Source organism: Luteolibacter flavescens, assembly GCF_025950085.1.
Classification (GTDB): Bacteria; Verrucomicrobiota; Verrucomicrobiia; order Verrucomicrobiales; family Akkermansiaceae; genus Haloferula; species Haloferula flavescens.
In genome coordinates, this window is the sequence record NZ_JAPDDS010000003.1 from 24,341 (window position 1) to 46,596 (window position 22,256).

Here is a 22,256-nt window from a genome sequence, read left to right on the forward strand (position 1 = left end):
GGTGGCGACAAGACGTTCAGCTTTCCCATTCCTTCGACCGCTCGACAGCCTTTCGCCAGCCCGCCATGAGCGGTGCCATGTCGTCGGATGGACGCCCCGGGGAAAAGACGCGCTCGATCTCGTGGCAGCCCTCGATTTCCTCGCGGCTCTTCCAGAAACCCGTGCCCAATCCCGCCAAGTAGGCAGCACCGGCCGCGGTGCTCTCGATCTCGCGGGGACGAAGGACATCGACGCCTAACAGGTCTGCCTGGAATTGCATCAGCAGGTCGCTGCGCACCGCACCGCCATCGACGCGAAGCTCCTTCAGCCCGATGCCGCTGTCGCGCACCATGCAGTCGGCGAGTTCCGCGCTCTGGAAGGCGATCGCCTCCAATGCCGCGCGGCAGAAGTGCGCGCGATTTGTTCCCCGCGTCATGCCGAAGGCGGCACCCCGCGCGTAGGGATCCCAATGCGGAGCGCCAAGCCCGGTGAAGGCCGGGACGAGGTAGAGCCCGCCGCTGTCCGGCACGGTGGCGGCGAGTTGATTGCACTCCTCGGCGGAGCGGACGAGCTGCATTTCATCGCGCAGCCACTGGATGAGCGCGCCGCCGATGAAGACGGAGCCCTCCAGTGCGTATTCGATCTTGCCGCCGATCTTCCATGCGACGGTGGTCAGGAGATTGTTCCGCGAGGTCACGGCTTCCTCGCCCGTATTCATCAGCATGAAGCAGCCGGTGCCGTAGGTATTCTTCGCCATGCCGGGTGAGAAGCATGCCTGCCCGAAGAGCGCCGCGTGCTGGTCGCCCGCGATGCCTGCGATAGGAATGCCCTCCATCGACTCACCAAAGACACCGCTGCTGTCCCTCACCTCAGGAAGCATGCAGTGAGGGATGCCGAGAATCTCTAACAGCTCGTCATCCCACTCCCCGCGATGGATGTCGTAGAGCAGGGTCCGCGAAGCATTGGTCGCGTCGGTGGCGTGGACGGAGCGACCGGTGAGCCGCCACAGCAGCCAGGTATCCACGGTGCCGAACATCAGCTTGCCCGCCTCGGCTTTCGCCCGTGCTCCGTCGATGTTTTCCAAGATCCAGCGGATCTTCGTGCCGGAGAAATAGGGGTCCAGCCGCAGGCCGGTCTTCGCGGTGAAAAGCGATTCCACACTGTCCGCCTTCAGCCGCGCGCAGTCGTCGGCGGTGCGGCGATCCTGCCATACGATGGCGGGACAAATCGGGCGACCGGTGTCGCGCTCCCACACCACGGTGGTCTCGCGCTGGTTCGTGATGCCGATGGCCGCGATGTCCTCCGGGACGAGATCAGCCTTCCCAAGAGCTTCGACGGCCGTGGACCATTGGCTGGCCCAGATGGCGAGCGGATCGTGCTCCACCCAGCCGGACCGCGGGTAGTGCTGGGTGAATTCTCGCTGCCCGACGGCGACCTGCCTCCCCGCCTGATCGAAGACGACGGCGCGCGACGAGGTGGTGCCCTGGTCGAGCGCGAGGATGTGGGTGCGCGGCATGGGGAAAACGGGGAAATCTGGGTTCTTCCCATCCTAACACCGGATCGGAAAATGCGCGAAGGATCTTCCGCCCGCTTCTTTCCCCTTCTGCTACGCGGCGGGGATTTCCTAGGCTGCGGCCAGCGCACCGCCCGATGCCCACGACCACCGTCACCCGATTCGCCCCGAGCCCGACCGGCAGGCTGCACCTCGGCCACGCACATGCGGCGAAGGTCGCACATGATCTGGCGCGGCAGGATGACGGGCGCTTCCTGCTGCGGTTCGAGGACATCGACCACACCCGCGTGCGGCCGGAGTATTACGGTGGCATCGAGGAAGACCTGCGCTGGCTCGGCCTCGGCTGGGACGGCCCTGCCCTGCGCCAGTCGGAGCGGACCGACGCGTACGCGGAGGCGCTGGAAGAGCTGCGGCGGATCGGGGTCGCGTATCCGTGCTTTTGCACGCGGCGGGAAATCGAGGAAGAAGTCGCCCGCATGGTCAGCGCCCCGCACGGGCCGGAGGGTGCGCTCTATCCCGGGACGTGCCGCCGACTATCCGCAGAGGAAAGGAACGCGCGCCTCGCCGCGGGAGAGCAACCCGCCTGGCGACTCGATGCCTCAATGGCCGCCGGGATCACCGGGGCGCTCTCCTTCTCCGACTCGCGTCACGGCACCATCGCCGTCGATCCCCATCTTCTCGGCGACGTGGTCCTCGCACGAAAGGACATCGGCACTTCCTACCACCTCGCCGTGGTGGTGGATGATGCATTCCAGCAAGTCACCACCGTGACGCGCGGCGAGGACCTGCTGCCATCCACCCACGTCCACCGGATGCTCCAGACGCTGCTGGGATTCCCCGAGCCTTCCTACCTCCATCATGCGCTCGTGCTGGATGAAAACGGGGTGCGCCTCGCCAAGCGGCACGACGCGCTCTCGATCCGGGCCCTGCGCGAGGCGGGAAACACCCCGGCATACGTACTAGCCCGCTTGTTTTGAGCGGAGGAATGTGGTAGTTATCTCCGCAGATGTTCACGGCCTACAACCTCCTTGGTGGCTTCCTCTTCAGTGTCATCGGCATCGGGGCGTGGCGCTATGGCAAGTCTCTCGATCGGTGGAAACCCCTCTCGATCGGCCTCGCGCTCATGATCTACCCGTATTTCACGCCGTGGGCGTGGCTGACGTGGACGGTGGGCACCATACTGTGCGTCACGCTGTGGTTCCACCACGACGCCTGATCACGCGGGGAAGCGCATTTCCTTCTGGCTTCGAGTCCCGGACTCCCGGAGGCTCGTGCCCATGTCTGACATCCGCATCACGCTGCATACCGACAAGGGCGACATCGACGGCACCCTCTTCGCCTCCAAGGTGCCCGTCACCTCCGCGAACTTCCTGAACCTCGCCAAGCGCGGCTACTACGACGGCGTGAGCTTCCACCGGGTGATCGCCAATTTCATGATCCAAGGCGGCGACCCGACCGGCACCGGCCGCGGCGGCCCGGGCTACCGCTTCGCTGACGAGATCGACCGCTCGCTCAGGCACGACAAGCCGGGTCTCTTCTCCATGGCGAATGCCGGAGCGAATACCAACGGCAGCCAGTTCTTCATCACCCACCTCCCCACCCCGCACCTGGATGGCAAGCACGCCGTCTTCGGCGAAGTGACCAAGGGCCAGGACGTGGTGAATGCCATCCGCCAGGGCGACAAAATCAAGTCCATCACCCTGCACGACGACATCGCTCCACTGCTTGAGGCGCAGAAGGACAATGTGGAGCACTGGAACTCCATCCTGGACGCCAAGTGAGGCCGGTTTGGAAACTTGATTAAGTTTTCCGAATTAGATTTCGCCCCCGCCGCCGCACCCTTTTACGGGCCGGTCGCGGGGGCCTTCTTTTGGCCGGAATCCTTGATATCTCAATGTTAGAGCGGCCTGTCACCCGATTTCCCGGAGCGCGGATCGCATTACGCGTTCGCGTAGGTTGCATAGGGTTTCTTGATTTTCCGGAGCGATGATCGCTAGATCGCGCCGTCAGCTCCCCCGCTGACGAACTCACCCCCTCTCGGCTCCCCGGCCGTAGCTGTTACACCCCCACCCCCCGAAATGAAGTTCCCCCTGCCTCTTGGCGGCAGGTGCCTTGCCTTCGGCATCCTTGCATGCTCGTCGTTGCTTGGCATCTCCTCGGCTGCCGATCTTGATGTCCCGCGTGGTTCCCTCACGGTTGATCGTGACATGGTCCGTGCCGGCGTGAAGTCCCAGCTCGCCTGGGAAATCGAATACCCCGCGCCGGTCACCAGCGTGGTGGAGATCATCCCTCCGAACATCATCAAGCCGAAGAAGGACCTCAAGCTGAAGGTCCGCGTGCTGGGTGCCTCGTTCCAGGAGACCATCACGAAGTTCCTGCCCGTCGAAGTGATGTGGAGCAAGAACAGCGCCTCGTGGTCCCGCATCTACTACGGTCTCCAGACCAACGTGCTGCCCGCCATCCCGGTGCTGCAGACGAACGTGAAGAAGGGCGACACGATCAACATCGGCGGACGCGGCTGGCGCGACGGCGCATGGCTGCCCTTCTACAACACGTCGCAGTCCACGAAGAACCTGATCATGCTGAAGAACGGCGACCGCGTCCCCACGACGGTGCCGGCTCTCAACGGCAGCTCCATCGAAAGCTTCCTCAAGCCCTACATGGATACCGTGACCAAGACCGTGAAGATCGGTGACCGCGACCTGATCCTGCTCATGGAGCTGGGCCAGACGAACCCCGCCAATTCCGGCTTCGACCTCCAGGACCTCGTGGTGCTGGTGACCTTCGAATAAACCATTCTCCCCGCATCTCCCCAGATGAAATCCACCCTGATCCTGTTGGCACTCGCCAGCGTCGCGGCCGCCGCTCCCCGCATGACGGACCGCGTCACGCCGGAAGAGATCCTGGCACGTCAGAAGCCATCTCCCCTGTCTGCCATTCCCCAACCGGCAGCCCCGGACGAGGCGCCGGTGGTGCGCCCGGGAGAACAGTCGCTGATCAAGAAATCGGAAGTGTTGAGCGACGGCACCCACTGGACCATCGTCCCAAAGGGTGCCGTCCTCCACACCCCGCCGGCCTTCGCCGCAAAGGTGGGAGCCAAGCCGATCGGCACGCTGCTTTCGTGGTCTGAATTCCTCACTGCCAACCGCGCTTGGCTCAACACCGAGGAAGTCAGCTTCGACAACGCTGCCGGGAAGACCGCGCTGCCGCCGGCCAAGCAGGAGAACTGGCAGAAGCAGGCCAAGGTCGTCGTGGCCGTCCACCTGGGCGGACCGATCTCCGTGCGCCCCCAGCCGCAACCTGAAGCCCCCGTCGCCGCCACCCGATGAAAGCGACACTTTTCTCCGCACTCCTCCTCTGCGCGCAGGCATTTGGCGCGGGAGAAGGATACACGAACTTCATCAGCCAGATCCAGCAGGACACTGGCGTGGTGTGGAACATGCCGGTGGTGCCGCAAGGCAACTCCCCTTCCGCACTCGTGCTCGAGGGCAAGGGCTCGCTCTTCCAGCTCTGGACCATCCAGCAGGCGAGCGCGACCGACTACCTGCTCGATCAAAAGCTGGTGGGTGCCTACATGCCCGCCGCCACCATCTCCATCAAGACGGCGGACCCCTACACGAAGGTCCCGCGCACCCGCGCCGACCAGCCCTTCACGGTGAACTACGAGGTCTCGAAGCTGCTCAGCGGCGCGAACCTGCCGGTGGCTTCCACACGGGTCCTGCTGGAGCACCATACCGCGAGCTACGCGGCCGGCCAGAGCTCGATACCGCTCACCACGGCCATCTCCGGCAAGCCGCTCACGAGCGCCTACATCTCGACGAATGGCCCGGGCGTCCTGAGCTTCCCCGTGACGAACCTGAAGGCCACCGACCCGACGAAGGCGACCGGAGAAGAGCACTTCGTGATCCACGCGCTGAGCGACGGCACCATCACCCAGTCCCAGATCGCGAATGCCTACGTGCAGATCTGGCCCGTGGCCTCCGGCACCATCGCCGGCGTCAAGGAAGGCGAGCGCATCCGCTACAATGCCCCACCGCTCACCCTCACCCTGAAGGATCTCTATCCCGACAGCTACACCTGGCTGCAGGTCTACCCCGGCCCGCCGAAGCTGAATACGGAAGGCGTGACCGTGCAGGGCTCCCAGCTCGTCATCGACCAGGACAAGTCCCACAGCGACATCCTCTCGGTCTCGAATTACGACACCGTTTTCCCCCAAGACGGCACCTACACGATGGAGCTCCTCACCCAGACTCCATTCGGCATCGACCGCCTCAGCTACGTGAGCGTCGAGGTCGATCGCAAGCTCGAGATCCGCGCCCAGATGGGCGAGATCAGCAGCCAGTAAAGAAAGATTTAAAGAGGCCTGTTCACCCTCTTTCACCCAGCCCCCGGACAAAACACCCCCCATATCCCCCCGTCCCCCCGTCCCCCCGACGAAACCGGACCGGCCGGCGATGACCCGGAGGACACCTTACTCCCCCCAAGGTGCCCACCCCATCGCCCGGCCGGTGCCGCTTTTTCCAGGAAGGGCTCCGGTCAAAGCTGCCACCCGGGCAGCGTCTCCGACAAGATGCCGGTGATCCGCTTCCGCTCGGTTTCCCCCAGCCAGCCGAAAGCGGGATCCTCGCCCGCGAGGACCGACTTCATTTTCACGATCACCGCCGACTTCACCCGTGGAGGCAGATCGCGGAAGGCATCGGAATAGACCATGTAGGAGCAGCGGTTCTTGAAGACCCTGCTGTAGAGCTGGAAGTCCACCAGCGAGTCCCCGTTTTTTGCCCGGGGGAAGCGCCCTTCGAACATCTTCTGGAAGGCCTCGCCGCCCGCGATGCCCTCGCCGGGATCGGCCTCGTCCTTGAAGAAGAGGTGCGCCGCGATCTTCTCCGCGGCACCATCCGCCACCCGACCAGCGCTGCCCGCATCCGGGTCCGACTGCGAATCAAAGGCGCGGCTGAGGAAATGTGCCCGCCGGTACTGGAGCGTGGCCGCGGTCAGCAGGTTGTGCATGCGGCACTGGTGCTCCAGCACCATGAGGGCGACGATGTCGCTCGTCGCTTGCGGGTACTTCGCAGCGTCGATGAGGCCGGAGAGATCCGCCAGATCGCTTGCCCGCGGGGCCCCGTCGCCGCCTTTCACATAGGTGCGGTTTCCCAGGTGGGGCAGCGAACTCCGACCCGTGACGTAGTAGCCTCCCCAGCGCTCGGCGAGCGGCGTATCGTGATTCACGTGGCTGGTCCCCATTGGCAGGATGGGATGACCGTCCACATCGGGAAAGACCGAGCGCACCTGCAGGCCGGGCACGCCCTCCGTCCGGGTGGTGCCGTGGCAGGAGAGGCAATTCGACAGATCCCGCTGGATCTTCATGCCCTGCTCCGCCGCGGTGTCGATGGTGTAGAAGACCGGACCCAGCACCGGATCCTGCACCACGGCCTCCACCACCCCACCGGGCACGTAGCCGACGTAGGCATTCTCGGAGAAATACAGCGCCCGCGGGTTCTTCGGGTGGATCAGCGGGTTCTGGTGGCTCGTTTTCGAGAATACCATCATCTGCGACTCCTCCGGCACCTTCAGCTCGCGCAGCACGAATTTCAGCCGCTCCAGCGGCGTGGTGCCCTCGATCCTCCGCGCGCCGGATTCCAGGTCCGCGGCCAGTTTCGCGAGGGAATCCTCCGCTTTCGTGTCCGAATACCGGATAGGCGGCAGATCCCAGAAATCCGCCTCCGCCAGCGCGCCTTGCGCCAGTGCCAGCAGCAGCAGGAAAGATCTCACGGCCCGGCTTAACGGCATCCCGGCCCGTTTTCTATCCCAAATCGCCCCGAGCGAGGCCGCATCGCCTCACCCCTTACCTTGACCCCGCGGCGCTGTCCCGCAAGTCTCCGCCCCGCAGCATGCTCTCCGTCCACAATCTCCGCGTCGAATATGGCGCCCGTGTCCTTTTCTCGGACCTCACCTTCTCGATCCTGCCGAAGGAGCGCATCGCCTTCGCCGGCCACAACGGCGCGGGCAAGTCCACGCTCATGAAGGCGATCGCCGGCATCGTGGAAGTCTCCGGCGGCAAGGTCGTGGTCCCGCGCGGTACCCGCGTGGGCTACCTGCCCCAGGAAGGCATCCACGTGAAGGGCATCACGCTGTGGGACGAGACGATGAGCGCCTTCGGCGAAACGATCGCCATGCAGGAGAAGATCGACCGTCTCTCGGCAGAGCTGGAGAAGCTCGATCCCCGCTCGTCGCCCTACGGCGAGTTGCTGGAAGAAATCGGCGAGCTGGAACTCCAGCTCGACTCGGTGGACCCGTCCCGCATGAAGCCGAAGGTGGAGTCCGTGCTCCAGGGACTCGGCTTCTCCCGCGCGGACTTTGATCGCGATTGCGGTCACTTCTCCGGCGGCTGGCAGATGCGCATCGCGATGGCGAAGCTCTTCCTGCAGGAGCCGGAAGTGCTGCTGCTGGACGAACCGACGAACCACCTGGACATCGGCACCCAGCGCTGGGTGGAGCAATACCTCTTCGCCTACCCCGGCGCGATCATCCTGATTTCCCACGACCTTGCCCTGCTCGACGCGCTCTGCACGCGCACGCTGGCCTTCCACCACGGCCGCTGCGAGGAGTACTCGGGCAACTACTCCTACTACAAGACGGAGTCGGTGCTGCGGAAGGAGATCCAGCTCAAGCAATACACCGCGCAGCAGCGGGAGATCGCCGATATCCAGCGCTTCATCGACCGCTTCCGCGCGTCCGCGAACAAGGCGACGCTGGTGCAGTCGCGCATCAAGATGCTGGAGAAGATCGAGCGCATCCCCGCGCCGGAAGCCGAGGACGCGGTGATGAACTTCAAGTTCCCGCCGCCGCCGAACAGCGGCAATCTCACGGCCAAGCTGGAGAAGGTCTCCAAGGCCTACGGCTCGCTGCAGGTCTTCAAGAACTTCGACTTCGAGGTGAACCGCGGTGAACGCATCGCCATCGTGGGACCGAACGGGGCGGGCAAGTCCACCTTCTGCCGCATCATCACCGGCCAGGAGCAGCCGGACAATGGTGAGCACACCTTTGGCATGCGGGTGGCGACCTCGTTCTTCTCGCAAAACCACGCCGACGAACTCGACCCCACCAAGACGGTGCTCGAAACGGTCGAGGAAGCCGCGTCCCGGGAGTCGGCGCCGTATTGCCGGAATCTGCTGGGCTGCTTCCTTTTCCGCGGCGACGACGTCTTCAAGAAGATCGGCGTGCTTTCCGGCGGCGAGCGTTCGCGCGTCGCGCTTACCCGCATGCTGGTGGCCCCGGCGAACTTCCTGATCTTGGACGAGCCGACGAACCACCTGGACATGCAGTCGCAGGACGTGCTCCAGCGCGCGCTGGCGGACTACGCCGGCACGGTGATGATCGTCTCGCACAACCGCGCCTTCATGGACCCCGTGGTTCACAAGACGCTGGAATTCCGTCCCGGCGAAGACCCGCGCCTCTTCCAGGGCAACATCACCTACTATCTGGAAAAGACCGCCGACGAGAAGTCCGGCCCGTCCCTCTCCAGCCGCTCCACCACGACCGACACCAAGCCTGCCGCAGGGCAACCTGCCGCGACGCTTTCCCGCAAGGACCAGAAGCGCATCGAGGCCGAGCAGCGCCAGCTCCGCAACCAGGTGCTGAAGCCGCTGGAGGAAGAACTCGCCGTGCTGGAGAAGCGCATCGCCGACCTGGAAGTCGCACAGACGAATGCCACGGCAGACCTTTCCAAGCCGGAAGTGGTGGCGTCCCCCGCAAAATTCCGTCTGGTAAGCAACACCATCGAGCAAGTGACCACGAAGCTCGAAGCATCCATCTCGCGATGGGAAGCGCTGACCGAGGAAATCGAAGCGGTGAAGGCGAAGCTGGTCTGACCCGGCTTTGCCTCACTCCATGGGCGGGATTTCGAGCGACACCTGTTCGATTCCCGCTTCTTTGCATTGTTTCAAAATCTCCTCCAGCAATTGGTAAGGAGCACCCTCCTCGCTGCTTATCACGATTCCCTCCGTGGATAGCTTTGCGAGCTCAGACTTCAGGGTCGAGGCGTCCACCACCCGTCCATTATAGTTGATGGTTCCAGAGCCATCGACGTGGATCTTTATTTCCTGCGACAGCGGCTCTGCGACTTCTGGCGTGGAAGGAGCAGCGTGATAGCGATCAAGTTCGGCCTCGGTGATTCTGATATTGTCCCTCATAGAGAAAATGGTTCTCCCCGACCAGAATATCCCCAGGCACGTCAGAACTCCGATAACAGCAACAATCGATTTGGTCGTCCGTGCTGCGACCGGGATTGATCTCCAGACGAAGACAATCATGGCTCCCCATATCAACGAGAGGAGCAGAGGAATTCCGATGGTTACCATGGGATGAATGGTTCCAAAAACATTGCGCGATGACCTCGCGACAAGCCTGTATTGTGATATTTGCCGACAAGTTTCCCTCTTCCCTTCCCGGCCAACCGTGCTTGTTTCCTAACAAGCCCATGAAATTGAAATTCTGCGGTGCCGCGGGCACCACCACCGGTTCGCAGCATTTGCTGGAGGTCAATGGCACCCGCATCCTGCTCGATTGCGGACTCTATCAGGGACGCCGCGAGGATAGCTACGAGGTGAACTGCAAGTTCCCGCACTTCGATCCGAAGGAGATCGACCTCGTCATCCTCTCCCACGCGCACATCGACCACAGCGGCAATCTGCCGAACCTCTGCAAGCAGGGCTTCAGCGGGAACATCCACACCACCTTCGCCACGCGCGATCTCTGCCAGATCATGCTGGCGGACAGCGCACACATCCAGGAGCAGGATACCGAGTGGCTGAACAAGGACCGCCAGAAAGACGGCCTTCCCCCGGTGGAGCCGCTGTATGTGAAGGAGGATGCGGAGCGCTGCCTGCGCCAGTTCGTGACGCTGGGCTACGAGCGGCCCATGCCGGTCGCCGATGGGATCACGGTCACCTTCTACGATGCCGGGCACATCCTCGGCGCGGCGCAGGTGCTGCTGGAGGTCATCGACAAGGAGGACGGAGGAAAGAAGAAGCGCTTCCTTTTCTCCGGGGACATCGGTCGCGGTGGCAATGAGATCCTGCGCGATCCCGCCGTGGTTCGCGACGTGGACTTCGTCCTCATGGAGAGCACCTACGGCGGTCGCGAGCACGAGCTTCCCACGGGAGCCACGGATGAATTCGGCGATATCCTCGCGGCGGCATTGAAGCGTGGTGGCAAAGTGATGATCCCGGCCTTCGCAGTGGAGCGCACCCAGCAGCTCCTCTACATCCTTAACCAGCTCTTCCACTCGGGAAAGCTGGCCTCCGTTCCGGTCTATGTGGACAGCCCGCTGGCGGTGAATGCCACCGAGGTCTTCCGCATCCACCCGGAGTGCTTCAATGACACGGTGTATCGCTTCCTCTTCGACGAGCGAGATCCCTTCCTCTTCGACGGGCTGCAGCTCATCCGCTCGGTGAATGACTCGAAAAAGCTGAACGACTCCAGCAACGGAGCCTGCATCATCATCTCCGCCTCCGGCATGTGCGAGGCAGGCCGCATCCGCCACCACCTGAAGAATGGGCTGGATGATCCGCGGAATACTGTGCTCTTCGTCGGCTACTGCGCGGACAATACGCTGGGCCGCGCGATCCGCGACGGTCGCCCGGTGGTGAATATCTTCGGCAAGCCGGTGAAGGTCCGCGCCACGATCGAGGCCATCGATTCCTTCTCCGGCCATGCCGATCACTCGGAATTGCTCGATTGGTTCCACCGCATGACCGGGCCGAAGACGAACGTGTGGCTGGTCCACGGCGAACCACAGCGGGCGAACTCACTGCGCGATGCGCTGACGAGCCAGCACGACGGAGCCGTGGACGTGGCCGTGCTGGGCGAGGAGGTCGAGATCTGACCCCTCGTCTTTTCTCAGCGCTTTGCCTCACCGCCGCTGCCGCCGCGCATGCCGAAAAAGGATGCCCGGGCGAGCATCGGCTTCTTCGCATCCGCCCGGCTCGCCACCCGGGCGGACTCGCGCTTGCTGTCCCGCGCGCTGTCCATGCTCGCGGACATCGGAACGTCATTCACGAGAGTGCGGGAAGTGCTGACCGTCGTGCCGCCAGGGCGCTTCACCACCGGCAACTTCACGGTGGAGGAATTCACTGCCGAGCGGACCACGTCGTCAGGACCCACCCGCACGCCGTTCTTGAGGTAGGTTCCATTGATTGCGGTGCGGCCGACCATGACGCCGGTTCCTTCGCGGAGGATCTTCCCGTCCTGGCCGACTTCCAGGAAGATGCGGCGGCTGGAGGACCCGGTATCCAAACGACCGCCGACATTGATTTCGCGACCGGCAGCCACCTCGATGCGAGGCGCCCGGCTGCGTCCCATGTGAAGTACGAAGCCATCGCCATTGTCCGCCTTCAGACGCCGGCCAAGTCCGCTCTTCCCCACCGTGATCCTTGAACCGCCGCCGATGCGGATCGCATCCGTGGCCGTAATCTCGCCGCTGCCGCCGACGCGCACGGTCTGGCCCGCCAGCACGACATTCCCGCGCGTGGCGGTCACCGAGCCCGTCACCGTCAGCGCGGAGCCCGAGCCGGCGGTCATTGTGAAAGTGTCGCCGCCCGCGAATGCCTGCTGGTCCACATTCATCGTGGCAAGCGTAACATTCTCCGCCGTCACGGTGCCGGTGACCCGCAGCGGGGCATTCGGGGAAAAGAAACCGACATTGCCATTGGAAGACACGGTCCCGGATATCGTCTGCGTGGACGTTCCATTGAGCATGTTCACCACGCTATTCCCGCCGATGAAGTCGAAGACCAGCTCGCTTCCCGATCCAAGATTGAATTGGCCCCAATCAAGGACCGTATCACCGGTAATTGTAAAAACAGTGCGGGTGCCGCTGGAAGTTATCTCGCTCAGCCATGTGGCCGTGCCTGGAGTGGATAGCACGGGCACACCTGCGGCCTGACCATGTGCGGATACGACAAGGAATACCGGTAATAACCCGGCAAGGGGGAGTAGGGAGATTTTCATGTCGATGCGTTCGGTGGGACTTACGACCGCTCGTATGATTTTGAAAATAAGGGACACTTAGACACTTGCAAAGCCATCTTTTTTAGTTTTTCCTATTTTCCGCCTCACCCAATGTCCCCCGTTCACCCCCAACGGCACTTGGAAAAGTGTTGGGAAGCCTGCTGGCATCGTGCCCGCCGGCCGGTGGAAGGCGTGCTGGTGCCGGAGGAGCAGGCGACGAAGATCGCGGAGCAGGTGCTGAGGAATATCTGCTTCGACTACGTGGAACTGCCTCCCGAGGCGGAATTCACCGCCCGGGTCATCCAGGAGACTGCCGAGGCCACCCGTGACCTGGTGGCCGGGATTCGCCGGAAGGAGGCCGATCCCCAGAGGCATCACGACCCGGAGGATCGCCGCTATTCACAAAACCTGGATCTCGACCGCCTCCAGCGGGCTCATCCCGACCGCGGCTTTAGCGATCCCGAGTGGAATCGCCTCCCGGAAATCCTGCGCCCCCTCGCCCTCGCCACCCTGAGCCGCAAGGGCATCCAAGGGGCGGACGCCGAGGATGTCTTCAGCGACACGCTGGTGGAACTGGTGCGGGAGCGCGAGGAAAGCCGCCGCGCCCCGATCCTCGATCCCACGGTCTTCGAGGAGATCATCCCGCTTCATTCCCGCATCGTCCAATACCGGGCGATCGACTGGTTCCGCCGCAAGAGCGCGCTGAAAAACCAGCCGAACTCGGGCGAGAGCTACGACGCGCTGACCGGCGACGCGGATCATCCGCTGCAATTCAAGGACACCTGCGAGGAATCCCTAAGCTTCGACAAGATCTACTCCGAATGTCGCGAAGCCCTCACGACCATGGAGTGGCAACTCGTCTATCACCTCTACGTGGCGCAGACCGCCACCGTGCAGGACCTCGTGATGAACGACGCCTTTTGCAGCCGCCTCGGCATCAAGCCCGGGGCGTCCGCCTCGACGCGACGCCGCGTGATCGGGGAGCTGGTGGAGGAAGCGCTGGAGAAGATCAGGGAAAACTTAATATTTTGAAAATCCACTGATCAGGCCTGCGATTGGAGCCAATGACGCCATGGACCCCGACCTTCCAGAACGCCTCCTCCCCGCCCGGGATATCCTTTCCCGCAGCCTCGTGCTCCATCCGCAGGATCTGGCTCCCGCCATGCCTAGTGGCCTCGCCGAGGACCTGGCCGCCCGTTTTGCCGCCCCGCCGATACACGATACCACGCCCGCGAGTCCGGGCCTGATGGAAAGGCTGAGGAACTGGATGGCCTCGCCGGGCTTCGGCGTGGCTGCCGCCGCCGTCGTGGTGGTGGGCGTGGCCGTGCCGATGATCTGGGCACCGGATGAGATGTTCCGCGGCACTGACAAGCAAGTCGCCATGCCCACGGACATGGTGAAGATCGCCTTCGTCGGTCAGAATCCTCGTCTGGAAATGGCCCTCAAGTCGTCCGGTCATTTCGAGCCGCTGGCATTTGAAAACGACGCCGACTCGGTGCCAGCGCCGAAGGTCGTGATCGACTTTAATACCGGGACCGTAAGTTCCGTGAATCGCGAGGGTGCCACGGTTTATACATCGCCGCTCCCTGCCAATATAAAGGATGCCCCTACGATAGTATCCGACGCAATCTCGCGGATCGGCGGCAAATGAACTTGTGAAGACATGGCACGGGATAACAGGATGCGACATGCGTTTCGCCTCCCTTGTCCCGCTGCTTTTTTCCGCCGGTCTTGTCTTCGCGCAGGAAGCTCCCAAGCCTGAAGAGTCGCCCAGTCCCGAGCAAATGGAAGCCGCCTACGAGGCGGAAGTCCAAGAGATGGTGAAGGCTCTGAACTATCAGGAAAGCTCCGCCGAACTCCCCGGCGGCATGGCCAAGCTGAATCTGCCCGCGGGATATCGCTATCTGGATCCCAAGGACGCCCGGACCGTTGTCGTGGACCTGTGGGGAAATCCGCCGCAGTCCGCGACCGATATCCTCGGCATGATCGTCCCCGCAGGTGAAGACCTCGCGTCCGACGACTCCTGGGCGATCGTGCTTTCCTTCGAGGAAGATGGCTATGTCTCCGACAAGGACGCCGATGACATCAACTACGACGACCTGCTCGCCCAACTGAAGGAAAGCTCGAAGATGTCCAACGAGGCCCGCAAGGCCGCGGGCTACGGCACCATGGACCTGATGGGCTGGGCGGTGGCTCCCCGCTATGACAAGGACAGCAAGGTCCTCTACTGGGCGAAGCGCTTCGCCGTGCCCGAAAGCGATGAAGACACGCTGAACTACGATATGCGCGTGCTCGGCCGCCGCGGCGTGCTTTCCCTCAACGGTATCGCAGGGATTTCCCGAGTGAATGACATCGAGGCCGCCACGCCGGCCATCGTGTCGATGGTGCAATTCAACGAAGGCCACCGCTATGCCGACTTCAATCCGAAGACCGACAAGGAAGCGGAATACTCGCTCGCCGGCCTGGTGCTCGGTGGCGCGGTCGCAGCCAAGGTGGCGGCCAAGGCCGGTCTGATCGCGAAGATCGGAGCAGTGCTGCTGGCCGGGAAGAAATTCGTGGTGATCGGCGTCATCGCCCTCATCGCCGTCGCGAAGAAGCTCTTCGGCCGCAAGAGCGAGGCTTGATCCGGAGGGTGTCACTTGCGGCAGTGGCCGTCTCCCTGTATTCTCCAAGCCGGATGAGCGGAAACCTTGCCTACCTGTATCCCGAATTGGTCTCGGTGGATGACTACCTCGAAGGCGAGCGCCATTCCGAGGCCAAGCACGAATATTCCGGCGGGGTGGTGACCGCGATGGCCGGAGCCAGCCGGGAACACGAGTTGGTAGGAGGAAATCTGTTCGCTTCCATCCATGGACATCTCCGTGGGAAAGGCTGCAGGACTTACAAGTCGGACATGAAGCTCCACACCGAGGTGATCGGTGCGGACATCTTCTACTACCCGGACATCATGGTCGCCTGCGATCCGGACGATGACTCCCGCTACTTCGTCCGGAAACCAAAGCTCATCATCGAGATCCTGTCCGACAACATCATGCGGGATCGCGTGGAGAAGTTCCTCGTTTACCAACGCATCCCTTCCTTGGAAGAATACGTGGTGGTCAGCCAACACCCGGAGCGCGCGGAAGTGTCCATCTTCCGTCGCGCCGATGGATGGGAACCCGGCGAAACGCATCGGACGGGCGAGTTTATCCTCCGATCCATCGGCCTTACCTTGAGAGTCGAAGACATTTATCTGGCCTGAAGCGGGCTCTCCCCTCGCCTGCCAGAGCATCCGCCGCTGCTTCCTCGCTTGCCCGCCGCGGCGCTGTGCTTTTCCCTTACCGGCATGCCTCGCCTCGCGCTGCTCCAGTCCCGCGGTTTCGCCACGAAAGCCGAAGCCTTCGATCACCACGAAGCCCTTATCCGCAAGGCGGCGAAGGAAGGCGCGAATATCGTGGTGACACAGGAACTTTTCCTGACGCCGTATTTCTGCACGATCGAGGACCCCGCGCTCTTCGACCTCGCCGACTCGTTGCCCGGCCCGGTGACGGACCGGCTGGGCGAAATCGCGCGCGAATGCGGTGTGGTGCTCATCTCCTCGCTCTTCGAGCACCGCGGACCTGGGCTGTATCACAATACCGCCTCCATCCACGATGCGGACGGTTTCCTGATGGGCCTCTACCGGAAGAGCCACATCCCGCAGGACCCGGCCTTCGAGGAGAAATTCTACTTCACCCCCGGCGACACAGGATGGCCGGTGTGGGACACGAAATTCGGCAAGATCGGCGTGCTGATCTGCTGGGACCAGTGGTATCCCGAAGCCGCCCGCCTGATGGCCCTCGGCGGTGCACAGGTGCTCATCTACCCCACCGCCATCGGCTGGCTACCGGAGGAAAAGCCGGCGCTCGGCGATGCCCAGCACTGCGCGTGGGAGACCGTCCAGCGTGGCCACGCCGTCGCGAACGGCTGCTACCTCGCCGCGGTGAATCGCACCGGCACCGAGGGCCAGACTGAATTCTGGGGCCGCTCCTTTGTCGCGAATCCCTACGGCGAGCTCGTCGCCAAGGCATCGACCGACCAGGAGGAAATCCTTTACCACGACCTCGACTTCGGAGCCGTGGAAGACTTCCGCCGCATCTGGCCCTTCTTCCGCGACCGCCGCATCGACGCGTATGGCGACCTGACGAAGCGCTGGAGGTCTTGATTACCCGACCATCTCTCCCCTCCCATGCCTGCCAAGCTCACCTCCAGCGCGCCCGTCCTGCTGGTCCGCGACGTGGTCGCGGCGGCGAATCACTATCGGGACACGATGGGCTTTCACTACGAGCGCTTCTGGGGCGAGACGCCTGACTTCGTCATCCTTCACCGCGACGGCATGTATCTCATGCTCAGAAAGGCGGAGGATCCCGCGCATGTGATCCCGCACTGGACCGTCTGTCACAACATGTGGAACGCCTACTTCTGGGTGGATGACGCGGACGCCCTGCACGCAGAATTCGTGGAGAACGGCGCGAAGATCGACTACGGTCCCTGCGACCAACCCTACGGCTGCCGGGAATTCGGCATCCAGGATCTGGATGGATACGACATCGGATTCGGGCAGGTGGTCTCGCCACCATCGTAGCGGATTGACTGGGTCCCTCCGACGTCTCGCGCGCCGCTGGAAATCCCCGCCCGCAAGTCATCTCCAAGCCGTCCAAGCGACTGGCGAATCCCGCCCGAAATCATCCTCATGGCCCCTCCCAGCCGAAACGACGCAGTCGTTTCGCTACGTCCGTAGCAGAAGGGCTGCGCCCTTCTGGCTTCTCGCTCTCCGCCGGAAATCGCCGCCCGCGAGTCATCTCCATGCTGTCCAACAACTGGTGAAGCGCTCTCGACATCAATCTTCAGACCGTCCCCCGCCGGAGCGACTCAGTCGCTACGCTACTTCAGGCGCCAACCCATCATAACGAGGTCGCACCCATGCTCATCCGCCCCGCCCTACCTGCCGATCAAACGGCGCTTGCCGACCTTTACCTCAGCTCACGTCGCGCGGCATTCACCTGGCGCGATCCCGCGGACTTCCTCCACGAAGACTTCGCCCGGGATACGGAGGGGGAACTGATCCAACTCGCCGAAGCACCCGACGGCACCCTGCTCGGCTTCCTCTCCCTGTGGGAACCCGACAACTTCATCCATCATCTCTTCATCTCCCCGGAGCACCGGAGACAAGGCGTCGGCCAAGCCCTTCTCACCGACCTCCACCAGCGGATCCCCGGCCTCTTCCGCCTGAAATGCCTCATCGCCAATATCCCCGCGATTGCCTTCTATCAGAAGCTAGGCTGGGTGGAGATCGGCAACGGAACCACTGACGATGGCGACTACCTCTTGCTGGAATCGTCGACCGCCGGATGAAACTCTTGCTCACCAGTCTGACTGATCAAACAAAGCAACGGACCACCTACTGATCAGACGCCCGTTTGTAAGCGCCTTTCCGCTCCAGTCGGCTCAAATGAGCGACGAGTGGACCATAATCAGCCCGCGAACTTTTGAGACCATGCCAAGAGGCTCCATCACCAACGCTCTGATCAGATGCAGGCGGCCGGATCGCGAGGCGGACGGCCTGTTCGATCTGGTCCGACCGGATCTGAACCTTTGGGTTCTGGAACTCGGCTACACACAGGATGGACACCAAGCCGATCAGATCGACGAAATCTGCGGACAATTGGAGATGCATTCAAACCATCTCAAGAAACTCCGAGGAGGGAGCGCAGACTACACTCTCCACCTCACGTTCGAACTCCCGGATCACGAGCCAGTCGTCCTTCCTCCGATTTTATCCCGACTGGTGTCAGACTGCGGACTCCATCTCGAACTCCACGCCACAAAGATCTCCGAAAGCTGACCGACCGGTGGAAATACTTCCGCAACACCGTCAGCAAGGCCCGAAACTCATTCGCCAGGATTTTACCAACTTGCGCGCCCATTCATGAATTCCTTGTTGCCCATCCTCGCGGAGATCGCGGACAAGATGCCCTCATTGGACGAAGTCTGGAGACGTTCGTTCATTCTCGGTGCCATCGTCGCGATGTTGACGGCGGCATTCTCGATGATCCGTCTGTGGCTAGGCGGAGTGATGGTCATCCCATGTTTCATCCTTGGCATCCTGGCCGCTTCGTCAGGTGGAGTGATGGACCAGTTGGTCGTCCGGGAGTTGGGATCGGCTTACCTCCACCAAGAACGGATCTCCTGTTTCGTTCCGTGCGGCCTGGCGTCACTGGCGTGGCTGATCGTGTGGCTGACACAACGGTCGGTCCACAATTCAACCGGGGGACGCTGACCTTCTGCCATTCTGCATGCACCCGACCTGACGATCATGGCCTACCTCTCATCATTGCTGATGATCCCTGTGGAAGAGGTGATGAAGCACCATACACGCGAATCCATTTCCGCATGCGTGACCCGTTCTTTCGCATGCTCTCATTTAATCGCCGCTCATCCCCGGATCAAACCGATCCTTGATGGAGGCACGCCAATGAACACCGAACTGTGGCATCCGATTGCAAAGCCACACTACCACTTTCCCGAGGACCTTCCGGCAGCGATTGTAGCACTCGACGATCTGGTGGCGACTGAGCCAACGCTCCATGAGGAAGAATGGACCTTGGCCGAGATTCACAAACTTCGCGACGCGTGCCGCTACGCCGCCGATCACGGACTGGCGATGGTGGTAATTCTATCCAACACCCTGTCCCTACCTACGATGCGAGGAGGCACACCCGAGAATCACACGAAGCAACCTCGACAGGATCAGGCCGTCCATTCCAGCAAACGTCCGCCTGCGACGATCCGACAATGTTTTATCTTCGGAGCGCTGGTCTTCCTGTCAGGCTTGGGCCTGAGAGCTTGGATGATCCCTTACGGGAAAAGGCTGCTTCAAAAGGTGGAAGCTGCATTTATGACAGGGAATGGGGGAGATTACATCTCAATCGACGAAACTTTCATTCAAATAGATCTTTGCATCATCGCGAGCTACGTCCTGATGCTTGCCGGAACAGGCATCATTCTTCTCGGTATCGTAAGAAACCGTCAGGCGGGGCGGGCTAAATTCACGGCAACCTGACGCACGACACCGCCAGAAACACCGGAAACTCTTTCACGGCCCGGTTCTCGCCCTTCGCCCTAGGCCCCGGTTGGGAGCGGCGGTGGCTGTAGAGTTCCTCGCAGACGGTGATGGCGAGTCCGGCTTGGCCGAAGGCGGTGAGGACTTCGCCAATGGGGCGGTGGTAGAAGGTGGTGGTGTCCCCTCCCCCTTGCCCGGGGTGGGTGACGATGGGGATCTCCTGCGGGACGCCGTAGCGATCGACGCGGCGGTATTGCAGCTTCCGTCCTTCGTCCCAGCCCCAGTGCGCCTGCTGCGGGATGCGGAAGCAGGGATGCATGAAGATGGCGACGAAGCGCCCGCCGGGCTTGAGCGCGGCGGCGAGCTGGCGGGCCATGGCGGGAAGGTCCGGCACATCGTGCACGGCCATGATGCACGCGGCGGCATCGTGCGAGCCATCGGCCCACGGCCCGGGGGCACAGGCATCGGCGACCATGAGCTCGACACGCTTTTCACCGCGAAAGCGCGCACCCGCGGACTCGATGAGCCGCGGCGAGGCATCGACGCCGGTGACATGACCCACCTTTGCCTCCAGCAGGATGGGGATCAGGACGCCCTGCCCGCAGCAGAGATCGAGGACCCTTTCGCCCGGCTTGGGAGCAAGCAGGCGCATCGCGGCGGGGAGGATGACGTTGCGGTGGTAGTCCGAGCCCTTGTCGCCGACGAGCTTGTCATACCACCCGGCCACCTGGTCCCAGCCTTGTTCGGTGGTGCCGGAAGAGCGCGCGTGCTTCTTCGGCATCGGCGGGCCTGAACGCTGCCACGTTTTCTTGGCTTGGTACTGCGGGCGTTTGCGGGGAATTGACATGGAAGACCTACGGGCGTGGGAATGTCGGGTCACGGGCGAAACCCGCCGCTTGTTTGGCAGCGGCCCTGCCCCTGTGCAAGACATCCCACGCTGGCCAACCCGCGCCCGCGCACCCCGTTCCTATCCCGAGTGTGAGAATCCCTTGCTAATTTTCTCCGACCTGAAGCGATCGACCAAGCACCCGAGCGCGTAACCGAAAACGAGATGCCCGACCCAACTGAGCAGCAAGCTGGCAGGGGTGATCGCGAACATCTTCTCCTCGCCTTGCGGGGAAATCTTGAGCGTGACGATGAGGCACGACCACACGAAACACCCGAAGCCAAGGCCGATGAGTTTCATCACGAGGGGCGTGATGCGTGCCTGATGGTGTTCCGCTAGGAGTGGCCTGAGTAGGGAAAATGCGCCAACAAACGCCATCCCCATCCCTCCTCCATTCCCGAGGTATCGCCAGAGATAGCCGATGACCGCATGATCTTTGCCATCCCCGATCAACATGCCGCCGATACGGGGGATGAAGTCACCCAGCCAACCAGCCATGATGAAAGGGATCCGCACGCCGTCGTAACAGGCAACCGCAAGGATCCCCATGATGAAACCATGCCGCATCAACCTGCCATAGCGAGCCCGGTAGCAGCTCAATCCGATGGCGATGAGAAGCGCGGGAACGACCAAGAGGACGGAGGCAATGGGAAGGGTAAAAATCCCCATGAGCGACAAGGCAAGAGCCGTGATCGGTGAGAATCCTATACCGAAAATCAGGAGCGCGGCCATGCCATCATGAAGCAACGGTGCGGTGTTTCCCGATCGCATCTGGGAATGGATCGAGGCCGCGGGAGAGAGATGCGCGGTAGCCCTCTTCATGCGATGCTTGGTCAGGCGAGAGCTTGTCATACCCGGATGCGGATCGAGGTCACGCGACAGATCAGAGATGGCTCAAGGAGCGGCGGCTGCCCCGATTGACACTGCCCGGGCGCAGCGGGGTGCGCACCTCCGTGAGATCCATTCCATGTGGCCCGTCAGTTCACCTTGTACTCGGCGCGCACGATGGTGATGATATCCTTCTCGTAAGAGGTGGTGTCGTTGTTGCCCTCGCTGGACGCGGCGGTGGAGTTCGCGGGATTGATGTTGATGATTCCCATCGAGGAATACACGAGCGCCCCGAGCCCGGCGTTGCCGGCCGAGCTGAGGATGTTCTCGGCGCGGCTGCGGGCATCCTTGGCGGCCTCCGCCAGCATCTCCAGCTTCAGCTCCCCCAGGCGCGTGTAGTAGTAGCGCGGCGGATGGGAAGTCACGAAGACATCCTGCTCCAGCAGCGACGTGATCTCGCGCGATGCCTTCTCGATCAGCATCACTTGCGAGGATCCCACGGAGACCACCTGCACCGCGCGGAAACCGGTGGACTTGGAAGTCTCGGTGCGCAGCGGCACATTGGTGCCGGGGAGAACCTTGTCCTCACGGATGATCTCGAATTCCTCGGTGATGGAGGCGGACTCGATCTTGATGTCGCCCGGCTCGATGCCTTGGTCCTTCAGAAAGGCGACCGCCTTCTCCGTGCCGCCCTTGAGCGAAAGGTAGGCTGCAGTGCGGTCGGCACCCGAGCCCTCGATCGTGGCCGACCACTGGATGTAATCGGAGACGATCCTCTTCTTGGCCGATCCGGTGATGAGGATGTTGTTCTTCTCGGGCGGCTTCCGCACGTCCCGCCAGGTGTCGGCGGCGATGTAGGTGGAGACCGCAAGACCCAGCGCGAGCGGGATGGCGGCAAGCGGCGGGAGGCTGATGTTGCGGACAGGGCGTTGCGGACTCGATTCGAGGCTCATGGTGGGATC

General features: G+C 62.6%; 24 protein-coding genes. 17 read left to right on the forward strand and 7 right to left on the reverse strand.

Annotation, left to right across the window (positions count from 1 at the left end; all coding sequences use genetic code 11):
* Positions 1-16 precede the first annotated feature (16 nt).
* Positions 17-1,495: a glycerol kinase GlpK gene (glpK, locus tag OKA04_RS05865; protein WP_264500208.1), complete on the reverse strand. Its 1,479-nt coding sequence runs from the start codon at positions 1,493-1,495 to the stop codon at positions 17-19.
* A gap of 134 nt (positions 1,496-1,629) precedes the next feature.
* On the opposite strand from glpK, the gene gluQRS reads away from it, so the two are divergent.
* The 6 genes from gluQRS (at position 1,630) to OKA04_RS05895 (ending at position 5,837) form a co-directional block, all read left to right on the forward strand.
* Positions 1,630-2,469: a tRNA glutamyl-Q(34) synthetase GluQRS gene (gene gluQRS / locus OKA04_RS05870; protein ID WP_264500209.1), complete on the forward strand. Its 840-nt coding sequence runs from the start codon at positions 1,630-1,632 to the stop codon at positions 2,467-2,469.
* A gap of 29 nt (positions 2,470-2,498) precedes the next feature.
* Entirely contained in the window at positions 2,499-2,708 is a 210-nt protein-coding gene (locus tag OKA04_RS05875) for a hypothetical protein (protein WP_264500210.1), read from the forward strand.
* A gap of 61 nt (positions 2,709-2,769) precedes the next feature.
* The gene (locus tag OKA04_RS05880) at positions 2,770-3,273 is read left to right on the forward strand and encodes a peptidylprolyl isomerase (protein WP_264500211.1); all 504 of its coding nucleotides are present in this window, start codon (positions 2,770-2,772) and stop codon (positions 3,271-3,273) included.
* A 297-nt stretch (positions 3,274-3,570) separates the two neighbouring features.
* Positions 3,571-4,284, forward strand: coding sequence for a hypothetical protein (locus OKA04_RS05885; RefSeq protein ID WP_264500212.1), 714 nt, complete (start codon positions 3,571-3,573; stop codon positions 4,282-4,284).
* A gap of 24 nt (positions 4,285-4,308) precedes the next feature.
* Positions 4,309-4,821, forward strand: coding sequence for a hypothetical protein (locus OKA04_RS05890; protein WP_264500213.1), 513 nt, complete (start codon positions 4,309-4,311; stop codon positions 4,819-4,821).
* Positions 4,818-5,837, forward strand: a complete 1,020-nt coding sequence (locus tag OKA04_RS05895; protein ID WP_264500214.1) for a hypothetical protein — start codon at positions 4,818-4,820, stop codon at positions 5,835-5,837. The genes OKA04_RS05890 and OKA04_RS05895 overlap by 4 nt, the downstream gene beginning before the upstream one ends.
* Before the next feature lie 191 nt (positions 5,838-6,028).
* Here the strand turns inward: OKA04_RS05895 and OKA04_RS05900 are convergent, their stop codons facing one another.
* Complete coding sequence (locus OKA04_RS05900; protein ID WP_264500215.1) at positions 6,029-7,261, reverse strand: hypothetical protein; 1,233 nt, start codon at positions 7,259-7,261, stop codon at positions 6,029-6,031.
* Between the two features lie 119 nt (positions 7,262-7,380).
* Here OKA04_RS05900 and OKA04_RS05905 point away from each other — a divergent pair, with 119 nt between their 5' ends.
* Positions 7,381-9,360 (forward strand): ABC-F family ATP-binding cassette domain-containing protein, encoded by a 1,980-nt coding sequence (locus OKA04_RS05905; RefSeq protein ID WP_264500216.1) that lies wholly within the window; start codon positions 7,381-7,383, stop codon positions 9,358-9,360.
* A gap of 12 nt (positions 9,361-9,372) precedes the next feature.
* Here OKA04_RS05905 and OKA04_RS05910 read toward each other — a convergent pair whose 3' ends face one another.
* A complete protein-coding gene (locus OKA04_RS05910) occupies positions 9,373-9,849 on the reverse strand; it encodes an ExbD/TolR family protein (RefSeq protein ID WP_264500217.1) in 477 nt (158 codons plus the stop codon).
* Between the two features lie 119 nt (positions 9,850-9,968).
* Between OKA04_RS05910 and OKA04_RS05915 the strand changes: the two genes are divergently transcribed.
* Positions 9,969-11,375 carry an MBL fold metallo-hydrolase RNA specificity domain-containing protein gene (locus tag OKA04_RS05915; RefSeq protein WP_264500218.1) on the forward strand — a complete coding sequence of 469 codons (1,407 nt, stop codon included), beginning with the start codon at positions 9,969-9,971 and terminating at the stop codon, positions 11,373-11,375.
* Between the two features lie 14 nt (positions 11,376-11,389).
* Here the strand turns inward: OKA04_RS05915 and OKA04_RS05920 are convergent, their stop codons facing one another.
* The gene (locus OKA04_RS05920) at positions 11,390-12,499 is read right to left on the reverse strand and encodes a hypothetical protein (protein ID WP_264500219.1); all 1,110 of its coding nucleotides are present in this window, start codon (positions 12,497-12,499) and stop codon (positions 11,390-11,392) included.
* A gap of 111 nt (positions 12,500-12,610) precedes the next feature.
* On the opposite strand from OKA04_RS05920, the gene OKA04_RS05925 reads away from it, so the two are divergent.
* The 9 genes from OKA04_RS05925 to OKA04_RS05965 all read left to right on the forward strand — a co-directional run bounded on the left by OKA04_RS05925 (position 12,611) and on the right by OKA04_RS05965 (position 19,580).
* The gene (locus OKA04_RS05925) at positions 12,611-13,531 is read left to right on the forward strand and encodes a sigma-70 RNA polymerase sigma factor region 4 domain-containing protein (RefSeq protein ID WP_264500220.1); all 921 of its coding nucleotides are present in this window, start codon (positions 12,611-12,613) and stop codon (positions 13,529-13,531) included.
* 40 nt (positions 13,532-13,571) lie between these two features.
* Entirely contained in the window at positions 13,572-14,150 is a 579-nt protein-coding gene (locus tag OKA04_RS05930; RefSeq protein WP_264500221.1) for a hypothetical protein, read from the forward strand.
* A gap of 37 nt (positions 14,151-14,187) precedes the next feature.
* Complete coding sequence (locus tag OKA04_RS05935; RefSeq protein ID WP_264500222.1) at positions 14,188-15,123, forward strand: DUF2167 domain-containing protein; 936 nt, start codon at positions 14,188-14,190, stop codon at positions 15,121-15,123.
* 53 nt (positions 15,124-15,176) lie between these two features.
* Complete coding sequence (locus tag OKA04_RS05940) at positions 15,177-15,740, forward strand: Uma2 family endonuclease (RefSeq protein ID WP_264500223.1); 564 nt, start codon at positions 15,177-15,179, stop codon at positions 15,738-15,740.
* A gap of 84 nt (positions 15,741-15,824) precedes the next feature.
* Positions 15,825-16,682: a carbon-nitrogen hydrolase gene (locus OKA04_RS05945; RefSeq protein WP_264500224.1), complete on the forward strand. Its 858-nt coding sequence runs from the start codon at positions 15,825-15,827 to the stop codon at positions 16,680-16,682.
* A gap of 24 nt (positions 16,683-16,706) precedes the next feature.
* A complete protein-coding gene (locus OKA04_RS05950; protein WP_264500225.1) occupies positions 16,707-17,102 on the forward strand; it encodes a VOC family protein in 396 nt (131 codons plus the stop codon).
* Between the two features lie 338 nt (positions 17,103-17,440).
* Complete coding sequence (locus tag OKA04_RS05955; protein ID WP_264500226.1) at positions 17,441-17,872, forward strand: GNAT family N-acetyltransferase; 432 nt, start codon at positions 17,441-17,443, stop codon at positions 17,870-17,872.
* Positions 17,873-18,446: 574 nt separating this feature from the next.
* Entirely contained in the window at positions 18,447-18,797 is a 351-nt protein-coding gene (locus OKA04_RS05960) for a hypothetical protein (RefSeq protein WP_264500227.1), read from the forward strand.
* Positions 18,798-18,833: 36 nt separating this feature from the next.
* Positions 18,834-19,580, forward strand: a complete 747-nt coding sequence (locus OKA04_RS05965; protein WP_264500228.1) for a hypothetical protein — start codon at positions 18,834-18,836, stop codon at positions 19,578-19,580.
* On the opposite strand, the gene OKA04_RS05970 is transcribed toward OKA04_RS05965, so the two are convergent.
* The 3 genes from OKA04_RS05970 to OKA04_RS05980 form a co-directional block, all read right to left on the reverse strand.
* Positions 19,567-20,427, reverse strand: a complete 861-nt coding sequence (locus tag OKA04_RS05970) for a class I SAM-dependent methyltransferase (RefSeq protein ID WP_264500229.1) — start codon at positions 20,425-20,427, stop codon at positions 19,567-19,569. The two genes, OKA04_RS05965 and OKA04_RS05970, sit on opposite strands and share 14 nt — an antisense overlap.
* A 120-nt stretch (positions 20,428-20,547) precedes the next feature.
* Positions 20,548-21,198, reverse strand: coding sequence for a hypothetical protein (locus OKA04_RS05975; RefSeq protein ID WP_264500230.1), 651 nt, complete (start codon positions 21,196-21,198; stop codon positions 20,548-20,550).
* A 245-nt stretch (positions 21,199-21,443) separates the two neighbouring features.
* On the reverse strand, positions 21,444-22,247 hold the full coding sequence (locus OKA04_RS05980; protein WP_264500231.1) for an SIMPL domain-containing protein: 804 nt from the start codon (positions 22,245-22,247) through the stop codon (positions 21,444-21,446).
* Positions 22,248-22,256 lie beyond the last annotated feature (9 nt).

What these genes read in the sequence shown, in the direction of transcription:
- OKA04_RS05950 (WP_264500225.1), top strand. Translation starts at nt 16,707, where the DNA reads ATGCCTGCCAAGCTCACCTCCAGCGCGCCCGTCCTGCTGGTCCGCGAC.
- OKA04_RS05945 (WP_264500224.1), top strand. Translation starts at nt 15,825, where the DNA reads ATGCCTCGCCTCGCGCTGCTCCAGTCCCGCGGTTTCGCCACGAAAGCC.
- OKA04_RS05935 (WP_264500222.1), top strand. Translation starts at nt 14,188, where the DNA reads ATGCGTTTCGCCTCCCTTGTCCCGCTGCTTTTTTCCGCCGGTCTTGTC.
- OKA04_RS05875 (WP_264500210.1), top strand. Translation starts at nt 2,499, where the DNA reads ATGTTCACGGCCTACAACCTCCTTGGTGGCTTCCTCTTCAGTGTCATC.
- OKA04_RS05930 (WP_264500221.1), top strand. Translation starts at nt 13,572, where the DNA reads ATGGACCCCGACCTTCCAGAACGCCTCCTCCCCGCCCGGGATATCCTT.
- OKA04_RS05915 (WP_264500218.1), top strand. Translation starts at nt 9,969, where the DNA reads ATGAAATTGAAATTCTGCGGTGCCGCGGGCACCACCACCGGTTCGCAG.
- OKA04_RS05910 (WP_264500217.1), bottom strand. Translation starts at nt 9,849, where the DNA reads ATGGTAACCATCGGAATTCCTCTGCTCCTCTCGTTGATATGGGGAGCC.
- OKA04_RS05975 (WP_264500230.1), bottom strand. Translation starts at nt 21,198, where the DNA reads ATGGCCGCGCTCCTGATTTTCGGTATAGGATTCTCACCGATCACGGCT.
- OKA04_RS05970 (WP_264500229.1), bottom strand. Translation starts at nt 20,427, where the DNA reads ATGTCAATTCCCCGCAAACGCCCGCAGTACCAAGCCAAGAAAACGTGG.
- OKA04_RS05980 (WP_264500231.1), bottom strand. Translation starts at nt 22,247, where the DNA reads ATGAGCCTCGAATCGAGTCCGCAACGCCCTGTCCGCAACATCAGCCTC.
- OKA04_RS05890 (WP_264500213.1), top strand. Translation starts at nt 4,309, where the DNA reads ATGAAATCCACCCTGATCCTGTTGGCACTCGCCAGCGTCGCGGCCGCC.
- OKA04_RS05965 (WP_264500228.1), top strand. Translation starts at nt 18,834, where the DNA reads ATGGCCTACCTCTCATCATTGCTGATGATCCCTGTGGAAGAGGTGATG.
- OKA04_RS05895 (WP_264500214.1), top strand. Translation starts at nt 4,818, where the DNA reads ATGAAAGCGACACTTTTCTCCGCACTCCTCCTCTGCGCGCAGGCATTT.
- OKA04_RS05925 (WP_264500220.1), top strand. Translation starts at nt 12,611, where the DNA reads ATGTCCCCCGTTCACCCCCAACGGCACTTGGAAAAGTGTTGGGAAGCC.
- OKA04_RS05960 (WP_264500227.1), top strand. Translation starts at nt 18,447, where the DNA reads ATGAATTCCTTGTTGCCCATCCTCGCGGAGATCGCGGACAAGATGCCC.
- OKA04_RS05885 (WP_264500212.1), top strand. Translation starts at nt 3,571, where the DNA reads ATGAAGTTCCCCCTGCCTCTTGGCGGCAGGTGCCTTGCCTTCGGCATC.
- OKA04_RS05920 (WP_264500219.1), bottom strand. Translation starts at nt 12,499, where the DNA reads ATGAAAATCTCCCTACTCCCCCTTGCCGGGTTATTACCGGTATTCCTT.
- glpK (WP_264500208.1), bottom strand. Translation starts at nt 1,495, where the DNA reads ATGCCGCGCACCCACATCCTCGCGCTCGACCAGGGCACCACCTCGTCG.
- gluQRS (WP_264500209.1), top strand. Translation starts at nt 1,630, where the DNA reads ATGCCCACGACCACCGTCACCCGATTCGCCCCGAGCCCGACCGGCAGG.
- OKA04_RS05880 (WP_264500211.1), top strand. Translation starts at nt 2,770, where the DNA reads ATGTCTGACATCCGCATCACGCTGCATACCGACAAGGGCGACATCGAC.
- OKA04_RS05955 (WP_264500226.1), top strand. Translation starts at nt 17,441, where the DNA reads ATGCTCATCCGCCCCGCCCTACCTGCCGATCAAACGGCGCTTGCCGAC.
- OKA04_RS05940 (WP_264500223.1), top strand. Translation starts at nt 15,177, where the DNA reads ATGAGCGGAAACCTTGCCTACCTGTATCCCGAATTGGTCTCGGTGGAT.
- OKA04_RS05905 (WP_264500216.1), top strand. Translation starts at nt 7,381, where the DNA reads ATGCTCTCCGTCCACAATCTCCGCGTCGAATATGGCGCCCGTGTCCTT.